We start from the raw sequence: 9,250 nt of genomic DNA, 5'->3' as shown, positions 1-9,250 counted from the left end.
ACGGTGAACAAGAACGCGATCCCGAACGACCCGGAAAAGCCGTTCGTGACGAGCGGCATCCGTCTGGGTTCGCCGGCGATGACCACGCGCGGCTTCGGCCCTGCGGAAGCCGAGCAGGTCGGCAACCTGATCGCCGACGTGCTCGAGAACCCGGAAGATGCAGCGACGATCGAGCGCGTCCGCGCGCAAGTGGCCGAGCTGACCAAGCGTTTCCCGGTCTATCGCTGATCCGGCATGCGCTGCCCGTTCTGTCGGCATGAGGACACGCAGGTCGTCGACTCGCGCGTGTCCGAAGATGGCGCCGCGATTCGTCGGCGCCGTCGTTGTTCGGCTTGCGACAAGCGCTTCACGACGTACGAGCGGGTCGAGCTGAACCTGCCGGCCGTCGTGAAGAAGGACGGCAGCCGCACGGAATTCGACCGTCGCAAGATCGTCGCCAGCATGCAACTCGCGCTGCGCAAGCGGCCGGTTGCGGCTGACGCGATCGACGCGGCGGTCGCCCGCATCGAATATCAGCTGCTCGCAACTGGCGAGCGCGAAGTGCGTAGCGAGAAGCTTGGCGAACTCGTGATGAACGAGTTGCGCGGCCTCGATACGATCGCCTATGTCCGTTTCGCATCGGTTTACCGCCGGTTCGAGGACGTTTCCGAATTTGCCGACGTGATTGAAGAGTTCCGTCGCGCGGCCCCCTCCAAGCCTCCGCGTAAGCGCTGACGCGCTGCGTCCGTTCATCGTCTTCTCCGTGAGTTCAGTTCGCGCCGATTGTGTCGGCCGCGATCGCATGTCGCCAGTCGGCCGTTCGGCTAATGGCGCACGTTCGCACGCGTCGCTACAGTCGTCGCATCACGTTGACGGAGGGCGATGGCGATGGGACTGTACCGGCAGGGCGTTGAAAAACGCATGCGACGCTGCGGCGGCTTCACGCTCGTCGAGCTGATGGTCGCGATCGCGCTGGCAGCCGCGATCGGACTTTACGCGGCACCTGCATTCGATCAGTGGCGCACGCGCGAACGCGTGGATGCTCGCTCGCGCGCACTGCTCGGTGCGTTGTCGTTCGCGCGCGCCGAGGCGACGCGTCTCGGCGTGCGTGTCACGCTGTGCCGGGCCGGGCGCGATGGCGACTGCGTGCGCTCCGGCGAGCGGTGCGACCCGGCGGAATGGTCGTGCGGCTGGATCGTCAGCGGGCAGTTCGACGGGCAGTCGCGCGTGCTGCGGCGCTATCCGCGCGATGCCGATATCGCCGTTGCGGGCGCGGCGCACGATCTGGCATTTGCGCCGCCGGCGGGCCAGGTGATCGGCGGGATCAGGCGTTTTGAATTGCGTCCGCAGCGCGCGCTGTCCGGCGACGACACGCGCGTGTCGCGCTGCATCCGGATCGCGGCGGGCGGCCGGGCGCGCGTCGTCGCCGGTCGTTGCGACGCGGCATGAAGCGCGCGCTCAAGTCGATGCACGGCACGTCGCTGCTCGAAGCGGTGCTGGCCGTCGCGCTGCTCGCAATCGTGATGCTGGCTGTCGCCGGCAGCCAGCTCGCGATGACGCGCGCACAGCGGGCGACGATCTGGCGTGAACGCGCGCTGTGGCTGGCCGACGCACGCGTCGAGCGCCGGCACGCAGTCGCAGACGCCGGCGATGGCGATGGCATCGCGGCGCTCGCGGTCGCATCGTTGCCCGGCGGCACGATGACGCTCGACGGCGGGCCGGGCGGTATCCGCTACGTGATAGTCGGCTGGCGCCACGCCGACGCGGCGGCGCCAACGCGGTGCGAAGGCGCGGGGGCAACGATCAAGCCGCCGTCGTGCGTGCGGATTCCGTTTCGGGAGGCCGGGGCCAATGCCGATGAACGCTGATCGCCGCAGCCGCGCGCATACGCTGCTCGAAGTGCTGATCGCGATGACCGTCGGCCTGCTTGTGCTTGCCGCGGCCGGTGCGCTGTATCACGCTCAGCGCGTCGCGCAGCGGCGCGCGGAAGACGGGTTCCGGATGCGCGACGCGGCCGCGACCGCATTGATGCTGATCGGCCAGCAGATCCAGATGGCCGGGTTTCGACCGCTCGATGTCGAAGGCGCGTCGTCGTTGCCGCCGGTGTTCGGCTGTTCCGCGGGGCGCGTCCGAGGCGATGGCGCGCAGGTGCGCTGCGAAGCCGTGCGCGCGGCATCGGATGCAGTGCTGGTTCGGTATGTCGGCGACGCGGTGTCGACGTGGCCGACGATCAGCGCCCAGGTGTCGGATTGTCTCGGGCAGGGTGTCGGCGCTCCCGGTGAGCGGTCGCTTGTGGAAAACCGTTTCGACACGCATGTCAGTCCGTCGACGGGCGAGCCGGAGTTGTACTGCGAGGGAAGCGGGCGCCCGGGTACGCCGCAACCCGTCATGTCCGGCATCGACCAACTGCGCGTGCGTTACCTGCGTCGCGAAGGCGTGCAGTTCGTCGACGCGGAGGCGATGGGCGCCGGCGACTGGCACGATGTCGTCGCCGTGCATGTATGCGTGCGGGCGCGTGGCGAACCGATGCACAGGCCTGCGCGTCATGTCGATTGCGACGGTCGCCCGGCCGTTTCGCAGGATGGTCGCGCGCATCTGGTGCTGCATCGAATCGTTGCGTTGCGGAATGCCGCGGTCGCATTCGCCGATCCCGTCCGCGACGCGGCGCAGGACCATGAGGTATTGCGATGATCCACGCAAACGGATTCGTCGGCGAACTTGCGATGCGAATCGCGGCAAGCCGCGCAAGGAGGCGCGCCGTGGTTTTGCGACATGCAGCACGCGGTGAGGGCCTCATGCCGAGCCGAAGAGCAACGCGCACACGCTTTCCGTTCGCCAGCCGCGGCCGGCGTCGCGACGCCGGCCTTGCACTGCCTGCCGTGATCGCGGTCGGCGCGGCGGTCGCCGCGCTGACCGGTACCTGGTTCGAATCCGCACTGATGGAATCGCGCCGCACGCGTGCATTGTCGGACCGGTTGATTGCATTTCACGCGGCCGATGCAGCGCTGGTAGCCTGTACTGAGCGGTTGTTCCGGGGCGGGGCGCCGTACATGGACGAACCCGCGTCGCCCGGCGAGCCGGATGCATGGCGGCGTACGCCCGCGCTGAGCGTCGCCGACGCATTCGTTCCGTTTGCCTCCTGGCCGATGGCGGCCCAGCCGCCGCGTTGCCTGATCGAAGCCTGGCGAGGCGTCGGTCCGCAAGGGAGTCGCGCTTACCTCATCACCGCACGTGGTGTCGGCGGCCATGCGTCGAGCGTGGTCTGGCTGCAGAGTCAGGTCGCGCTGCGCGACGGACGCATCGTTGCGCAGCGCTGGCGTCGCGTCGCGGCGGTGCATCGATGAAACGGCCTGCATTGCTGCGACGATCGGCGGCGTTCACGTTGCTCGAACTGATGATCGTGCTCGCGATCGTCGCCGTGCTGGCCGGGTGGGGTATCCCGTCGTATCGCGAGCATGTCGCGCGCATGCATCGCGCATCCGCGGTCGCCGCGCTCTACCGCGCGGCTCAATTTCTCGAAACGCTGGACGGCGCGCCGCCACAGACGCTGCCGGACGCATACGCCCAGGCGCCGCCGGACGGGCACGCGGTCTACAGCGTGGCGCTGCGGCGATCGGTCGGCGACGATGCGCCCGTGGCCTATGAACTCGTTGCGAGTCCGCTCGATGCAGGCCCGATGCACAACGACGCATGCGGCGCGTTCACGCTGCGCTCGGACGGGACGAAAGGCAATGCGGGATCGAATGACGGAGAGGCTGACACGCAGGAGCGGACATGCTGGGGCGTACGTTGATCACGCGACAACGCACGGCAAGCCCACGGAGAACGCGCGACGGCACAGGGCCGTGCGCGTCTGTCGTCGCGTGTCAGTCGTCGTTCGCGGCAGGTCCGCGTTCGTCGCGCGACTGTTTCCAGATCTGGTAGACCTCCCACGCGGCGAACCCGACGGCGCCCCACTTCAGCGCAGGGCCCGCGCTCGCGCGCAGCAGCGAGCGAACGGGTTTCGCCAGCACGAGCGATGCGAGCGAACTCAACATCGGATACTGGTTGACGAGTTGCCCGAGGCTCGCGTTCAGGTTCCTGGCGGACTGGCTGAACTTGCCGCTCGACAGGCCGGGAATGAACACCTTGAGCCAACTGAAGCGCGTGACGGCGTGGCGCATTTCGGCGGCGGCTTCGGCAAGCTCGAGCCGCTCGACCTCGGACCGCAGGATCAGCAATTCCTTGCGGAGCGCGCGATGCTGCGATGCGCTCCAGTTCGATCGCGACGAATGGGGGCGGGGTGAATTGCCCGTGACGTTCTGGCTCATGGCGCGTCGGCGAAGTAGGTGAGAGGGGCGAACGCGACTGCGTTCACGGCTTGCCGCGGAAAATTTCGCGGTCTTTGTCGAGCTCGGCGAGCGTCGCCTCGAACACGGTCGGCGCATCGCTCAGGCCTGCGCGTGCCTTCACCGCACATACGATGCCGGCGATCGCGTACAGCGCGGTGATGGCCGCAAGCGATTGCCAGCGATAGGTGTCCCAGAACGCGATCGTGACGAGCACGGTCAGGCTGATGAGCGCCATCGTCGCGAGCATCATGGCGGCGAGCCCGAGGAACAGCACGCCCATCAGGCGTTCCTTCTCCTCGGCGAGTTCGATGCCGACCAGTTCGAGGCGCGTTTGCAGGAGGCCGATCGCGGAGCCGACGAGGCGGCGCAGCGGTCCCTGGCCGGACGGCTGCGGGTGGGTGTCTGTCGTCATGGATGAGGCGCTTGCGCGCGCAGTGAACGGCTAGGTCAAAGCCGGCCGGTGGCGAACCACCGGCCGGCTTCGGCACCCATGTGCCGCACCGGGCGGCACATGGGGCGGAACGGCGCTGAGCGCGTTACTTGCGGTTGATCAGCAGACCGATCAGCACGCCGACGCCGGCGGCGACGCCGATTGACGTCCACGGATGCTCGTGCACGTAGTCGTCGGTCGCGCGCGCGGCCTTCTTGCCTTTCTCGACCACCACGACCTGGACGTCGGTTGCCTTTTCCTTGGCCTGCTTCAGGCGCGACATGGCTTTTTCGCGCAGTTCGGCCGCACGGTCGCCCGTGCTGCTCGCCGCTTGCTTGAGCAGATCCTCGGCGTCCGCGAGAACGGTTTTGATATCCGACATCAGTTTCTCCTTGTTGATTTCCGACATTGCAACTCCCTTCATGCTGTCATGCTGCAGGTTCACATCCTAGCGAAACGCCTGCCCGCTGGCGAGCCGGGACGACACACGGCGGCAGTGCAAGACTGCATGTTAAACGACTCGCAATCATCAACAGAGCCGCAGACGATGCGAAAAGTTTCCCAGTGCGCCATCCGTCCCGGTTCGCCACCCGGCAAAAATGACAAAAAAGTATGAATATCAAACGTAATAATCGTTCGCATGTCCCATTGCTTCCCGTAAGCTGACGGACTGTCCCGCGCCGTCCAGCGCGCGGTTTCAACCAGCATCGTTCGAGGAGGGAACATCATGAGTCTGCGTCTTGGCGACATCGCACCGGATTTCGAGCAGGAATCGAGCCTGGGCTCCATCAAGTTTCACGAGTGGCTGGGCGACAGCTGGGGCGTCCTGTTCTCGCACCCGGCCGATTACACGCCAGTGTGCACGACTGAACTCGGGCTGACCTCGAAGCTGAAGGGCGAATTCGAGAAGCGCAATGTAAAGGTGATCGCGCTGTCGGTCGACGGCGTCGAATCGCACAAGGGCTGGATCAACGACATCAACGAAACGCAGTCGACCGTCGTCGGTTTCCCGATCATCGCCGACGCGGACCGCAAGGTGTCGCAGTTGTACGACATGATCCACCCGAACGCGAACGAAACGCTGACGGTGCGCTCGCTGTTCGTGATCGACCCGAACAAGAAGGTGCGGCTCACCATCACCTATCCGGCCAGCACCGGCCGAAACTTTGACGAAGTGTTGCGGGTGATCGACTCGCTGCAACTGACCGACAACTACAAGGTCGCGACGCCCGGCAACTGGAAGGACGGCGACGACGTCGTGATCGTGCCGTCGCTGCAGGATCCGGAAGAGCTGAAGCAACGCTTCCCGAAAGGCTTCAACGCCGTGCGTCCGTACCTGCGCCTCACGCCGCAGCCGAACAAGTAAGCGGCGGCTGCCGCATCGGCGGCGCGTGACGAACGCGCGCGCCGACGAAAACGGCCCGGCCGGCAGCGATGCCGGGCGGGCCGTGTCGTTTCAGCGGTGGCGATGCGGCGCGAAGGGCGCCGCGCAGCGCACGCGAATGATCAGAAGAATGCCTGGATGCCGGTTTGGGCGCGGCCCAGGATCAGCGCGTGGATGTCGTGCGTACCTTCGTACGTGTTCACCACTTCGAGGTTCACGAGGTGGCGCGCGACGCCGAATTCGTCCGAGATGCCGTTGCCGCCGAGCATGTCGCGCGCGAGCCGCGCGATGTCGAGCGCCTTGCCGCACGAGTTGCGCTTCATGATCGACGTGATCTCGACAGCCGCCGTGCCTTCGTCCTTCATCCGGCCGAGACGCAGCACACCCTGCAGGCCGAGCGTGATTTCGGTCTGCATGTCGGCGAGCTTCTTCTGGATCAGCTGGTTCGCGGCGAGCGGCCGGCCGAACTGCTTGCGGTCGAGCACGTACTGGCGCGCGGTGTGCCAGCAGGACTCGGCTGCGCCGAGCGCGCCCCAGGCGATCCCGTAGCGCGCCGAGTTCAGGCACGTGAACGGGCCGCGCAGGCCGCTGACGTTCGGCATCAGGTTCTCTTCGGGCACGAACACCTCGTCGAGGACGATCTCGCCGGTGATCGACGCACGCAGCCCGACCTTGCCGTGGATCGCCGGCGCCGACAGGCCCTTCCAGCCTTTCTCGAGGATGAAGCCGCGGATCGCGTCCTTGCCGTTTTCTTCCAATTTCGCCCACACGACAAACACGTCGGCGATCGGCGAGTTGGTGATCCACATCTTCGCGCCGGACAGCGAATAGCCGCCGGGCACTTTCTTCGCGCGCGTGACCATGCTGCCCGGGTCGGAGCCGTGGTTCGGCTCGGTCAGCCCGAAGCAGCCGATCCATTCGCCGGTCGCGAGCTTCGGCAGGTATTTCTGCTTCTGCGCGTCCGAGCCGAATTCGTGGATCGGCACCATCACGAGCGACGACTGCACGGACATCATCGAGCGGTACCCGGAGTCGACGCGTTCGACTTCGCGCGCGATCAGCCCGTAGCTCACGTAATTGAGGCCGGGGCCGCCATATTCTTCCGGAATCGTCGGGCCGAGCAGGCCGACCTCACCCATCTCGCGGAAGATTTCGGCGTCGGTGCGTTCATGGCGGAACGCCTCGGTGACGCGCGGCGCGAGCTTGTCGTGCGCGTACGCGTACGCGGCATCGCGCACCATCCGCTCTTCTTCGGTCAGTTGCTGGTCGAGCAGCAGCGGATCGTCCCAATGAAAAGTTGCAGCGGTCATCGTTTCATCTCCTGTCGGCCCAGAGTTAGCGCTTCAGCGCTTACTCTGGCCCCATGCTTCGCGGTCGGCCCAGAGTTAGCGCTTCAGCGCTTACTCTGGCCCCATGCTTCGCGGTCGGTCCAGAGTTGGCACTTCAGCACTTACTCCGGCTCCATGCTTCGCGGTCGGTCAGAGTTGGCGCTTCAACGCTTGCTCTGGTCTCATGCCTTACGGTCGGTCCCGGGTTGGCGCTTCGCTGCCTGGCCCGATGTCTAAAGTTCGCTTGACTAGAGTTTCGCTGTGCGGAACAATGTTTTGCAAAACGAACCCAGTGTAGCATCAGATGACGCTTTCAACCATCGACGAAACCACGATCGACGAACGCAAGTTCGTCGTTGCGCTCGCGCGCGGCCTCGACCTGTTGCGCGCATTCCGGCCCGGCGAGACGATGCTCGGCAATCGCGACTTCGCGGAGCGCACCGGGCTGCCGAAGGCGACGGTGAACCGGCTCGCCTATACGCTGACCGTGCTCGGCTACCTGCGCTACGACGAGACGCTCGGAAAGTATGCGCTCGACGCCGGCGTGCTGTCGCTCGGCTACGCGCTGTTGTCCGGCTCGGGGACGCTCGATCTCGCGCGGCCGCACATGCAGGCGCTCGCGCGCGAGATCGGCGCGGCCGTGTCGCTCGGCTGCCGCGACGGGCTCGACATGATCTATCTGGAGACGATCCGCAGCGAAACGGCGCTGACGCTCGGGCTGGCGCCCGGCTCCCGGCTGTCGATGCTGACGAGCTCGATGGGGCGCGCATACCTGGCCGTGCAGCCGGAGGACGTGCGCCGCGCGCTCTATGCCGATCTGCACCGGGCAGCCGGCGGCTCGGCCGACGCGGATGCGCTCGTCGCGGCCGCGCAGGACGCGGTGGCCGAATTTTCCGCGGGCGGATGCTGCTATTCGTTCCGCGCATGGCACATGGACGTGAACGCGGCGGCCGTGCCGTTTCGCGAGCCGCGCGAGGGGCGCTGGCTGATCCTGAGCTGCAGCGGGCCGGCGTCGTCGATGGACGAGGACGTCTTCCGCACGCAGGTCGGGCCGAAGCTGAAGGCGCTCGCGCAGCGGCTCGGGCAGACGGTCTGAAACGGGCGCCGCGAGCTGTGCGTCGTCGGGGGGGCTCGGGCACGGGAGAGGGCGCCGCGGCCGGTTGCAACGCGCGCGAACCACGCTCATCATCGTCCACCAGCTTTCCGACGATGACGAGGTTCGCGATGCCCCACCCGGAAACCATGGAAGGCGGTTGCGCATGCGGAGCGATCCGCTACCGGATCGCCGGCATTCCAACCGACGCAGGCTTTTGCCATTGCCGGCTCTGCCAGCGCACGACGGGTGCGGCGGTCGTCGCGTCGGCCTCGGTGCCGATCGACGCATTCGAGTATCTGCAGGGTGAGCCGACGGTCTATGCGTCGAGCGCGTGGGGCGAGCGGCGCTTTTGCGGCCGCTGCGGCGCGCAGCTCGAGTACCGGCTGGCTGTAGCCCCGACTACCGTGGAAATCAACTATGCGACGCTCGACGAGCCGTCGCGGCTGCATCCTGCGTGGCATGTCTGGTACGGAGACCGTTTCCCGGGCATCGAGATCGGCGACGATCTGCCGAAATACGCCGACGGCGGAAGAGACTAGGCCGCGGCCATCGGTGGCGATGCGGCGGCATCGAACATGCGAGCGTGTTCAACGCAGGTTCGACTGTTGCGCGTGACGGATAAAGCACCGAGTACCGCGCGGCATCGCGCCACGAACGACCCGGCGTGCCGACACCCCGATCCCCGCAGCAACACACTCGTTG

The 9,250-nt window shown here is 66.6% G+C and carries 13 protein-coding genes and 1 pseudogene; 10 read left to right on the top strand and 4 right to left on the bottom strand.

Annotated elements, in window-relative coordinates; translation table 11 throughout:
* The 7 genes and pseudogenes from glyA to DIE23_RS23595 form a co-directional block, all read left to right on the top strand.
* Positions 1-228, top strand: a pseudogene (gene glyA, locus DIE23_RS23625) (serine hydroxymethyltransferase); the annotation flags it as partial.
* A gap of 6 nt (positions 229-234) precedes the next feature.
* Positions 235-714 carry a transcriptional regulator NrdR gene (gene nrdR / locus DIE23_RS23620; RefSeq protein WP_124614350.1) on the top strand — a complete coding sequence of 160 codons (480 nt, stop codon included), beginning with the start codon at positions 235-237 and terminating at the stop codon, positions 712-714.
* A gap of 153 nt (positions 715-867) precedes the next feature.
* On the top strand, positions 868-1,428 hold the full coding sequence (locus DIE23_RS23615; protein WP_124614354.1) for a GspH/FimT family pseudopilin: 561 nt from the start codon (positions 868-870) through the stop codon (positions 1,426-1,428).
* Complete coding sequence (locus DIE23_RS23610) at positions 1,425-1,847, top strand: hypothetical protein (RefSeq protein ID WP_124614349.1); 423 nt, start codon at positions 1,425-1,427, stop codon at positions 1,845-1,847. Before DIE23_RS23615 ends, DIE23_RS23610 begins: the two co-directional genes overlap by 4 nt.
* Positions 1,831-2,670 carry a PilW family protein gene (locus tag DIE23_RS23605; protein WP_124614348.1) on the top strand — a complete coding sequence of 280 codons (840 nt, stop codon included), beginning with the start codon at positions 1,831-1,833 and terminating at the stop codon, positions 2,668-2,670. The genes DIE23_RS23610 and DIE23_RS23605 overlap by 17 nt, the downstream gene beginning before the upstream one ends.
* A gap of 104 nt (positions 2,671-2,774) precedes the next feature.
* Positions 2,775-3,323 (top strand): hypothetical protein, encoded by a 549-nt coding sequence (locus tag DIE23_RS23600; protein WP_260436150.1) that lies wholly within the window; start codon positions 2,775-2,777, stop codon positions 3,321-3,323.
* Positions 3,320-3,772 (top strand): type IV pilin protein, encoded by a 453-nt coding sequence (locus DIE23_RS23595; RefSeq protein ID WP_124614347.1) that lies wholly within the window; start codon positions 3,320-3,322, stop codon positions 3,770-3,772. The genes DIE23_RS23600 and DIE23_RS23595 overlap by 4 nt, the downstream gene beginning before the upstream one ends.
* A gap of 73 nt (positions 3,773-3,845) precedes the next feature.
* Here the strand turns inward: DIE23_RS23595 and DIE23_RS23590 are convergent, their stop codons facing one another.
* The 3 genes from DIE23_RS23590 to DIE23_RS23580 form a co-directional block, all read right to left on the bottom strand.
* Positions 3,846-4,289: a DUF3318 domain-containing protein gene (locus tag DIE23_RS23590; protein WP_124614346.1), complete on the bottom strand. Its 444-nt coding sequence runs from the start codon at positions 4,287-4,289 to the stop codon at positions 3,846-3,848.
* Between the two features lie 43 nt (positions 4,290-4,332).
* Positions 4,333-4,722: a phage holin family protein gene (locus DIE23_RS23585; protein WP_124614345.1), complete on the bottom strand. Its 390-nt coding sequence runs from the start codon at positions 4,720-4,722 to the stop codon at positions 4,333-4,335.
* 124 nt (positions 4,723-4,846) lie between these two features.
* Complete coding sequence (locus tag DIE23_RS23580; RefSeq protein ID WP_006754606.1) at positions 4,847-5,149, bottom strand: YqjD family protein; 303 nt, start codon at positions 5,147-5,149, stop codon at positions 4,847-4,849.
* Positions 5,150-5,467: 318 nt separating this feature from the next.
* Here DIE23_RS23580 and DIE23_RS23575 point away from each other — a divergent pair, with 318 nt between their 5' ends.
* Positions 5,468-6,106: a peroxiredoxin gene (locus DIE23_RS23575; RefSeq protein WP_124614344.1), complete on the top strand. Its 639-nt coding sequence runs from the start codon at positions 5,468-5,470 to the stop codon at positions 6,104-6,106.
* Between the two features lie 140 nt (positions 6,107-6,246).
* Here the strand turns inward: DIE23_RS23575 and DIE23_RS23570 are convergent, their stop codons facing one another.
* Entirely contained in the window at positions 6,247-7,434 is a 1,188-nt protein-coding gene (locus DIE23_RS23570) for an acyl-CoA dehydrogenase (RefSeq protein WP_124614343.1), read from the bottom strand.
* A gap of 322 nt (positions 7,435-7,756) precedes the next feature.
* Here DIE23_RS23570 and DIE23_RS23565 point away from each other — a divergent pair, with 322 nt between their 5' ends.
* Entirely contained in the window at positions 7,757-8,548 is a 792-nt protein-coding gene (locus DIE23_RS23565; RefSeq protein ID WP_124614342.1) for an IclR family transcriptional regulator, read from the top strand.
* 128 nt (positions 8,549-8,676) lie between these two features.
* On the top strand, positions 8,677-9,087 hold the full coding sequence (locus DIE23_RS23560; RefSeq protein ID WP_124614341.1) for a GFA family protein: 411 nt from the start codon (positions 8,677-8,679) through the stop codon (positions 9,085-9,087).
* Positions 9,088-9,250: the final 163 nt, after the last annotated feature.

This window comes from Burkholderia sp. Bp9143 (assembly GCF_003853645.1).
In the GTDB taxonomy this organism is placed as follows: domain Bacteria; phylum Pseudomonadota; class Gammaproteobacteria; order Burkholderiales; family Burkholderiaceae; genus Burkholderia.
Note: the sequence above shows the minus strand (reverse complement) of the source record. Positions and strands in the feature narration are given on the sequence as shown.

Coding starts and splice junctions, on each gene's coding strand:
- nrdR (WP_124614350.1), top strand. CDS start 235: ATGCGCTGCCCGTTCTGTCGGCATGAGGACACGCAGGTCGTCGACTCG.
- DIE23_RS23615 (WP_124614354.1), top strand. CDS start 868: ATGGGACTGTACCGGCAGGGCGTTGAAAAACGCATGCGACGCTGCGGC.
- DIE23_RS23610 (WP_124614349.1), top strand. CDS start 1,425: ATGAAGCGCGCGCTCAAGTCGATGCACGGCACGTCGCTGCTCGAAGCG.
- DIE23_RS23605 (WP_124614348.1), top strand. CDS start 1,831: ATGCCGATGAACGCTGATCGCCGCAGCCGCGCGCATACGCTGCTCGAA.
- DIE23_RS23600 (WP_260436150.1), top strand. CDS start 2,775: ATGCCGAGCCGAAGAGCAACGCGCACACGCTTTCCGTTCGCCAGCCGC.
- DIE23_RS23595 (WP_124614347.1), top strand. CDS start 3,320: ATGAAACGGCCTGCATTGCTGCGACGATCGGCGGCGTTCACGTTGCTC.
- DIE23_RS23590 (WP_124614346.1), bottom strand. CDS start 4,289: ATGAGCCAGAACGTCACGGGCAATTCACCCCGCCCCCATTCGTCGCGA.
- DIE23_RS23585 (WP_124614345.1), bottom strand. CDS start 4,722: ATGACGACAGACACCCACCCGCAGCCGTCCGGCCAGGGACCGCTGCGC.
- DIE23_RS23580 (WP_006754606.1), bottom strand. CDS start 5,149: ATGTCGGAAATCAACAAGGAGAAACTGATGTCGGATATCAAAACCGTT.
- DIE23_RS23575 (WP_124614344.1), top strand. CDS start 5,468: ATGAGTCTGCGTCTTGGCGACATCGCACCGGATTTCGAGCAGGAATCG.
- DIE23_RS23570 (WP_124614343.1), bottom strand. CDS start 7,434: ATGACCGCTGCAACTTTTCATTGGGACGATCCGCTGCTGCTCGACCAG.
- DIE23_RS23565 (WP_124614342.1), top strand. CDS start 7,757: ATGACGCTTTCAACCATCGACGAAACCACGATCGACGAACGCAAGTTC.
- DIE23_RS23560 (WP_124614341.1), top strand. CDS start 8,677: ATGCCCCACCCGGAAACCATGGAAGGCGGTTGCGCATGCGGAGCGATC.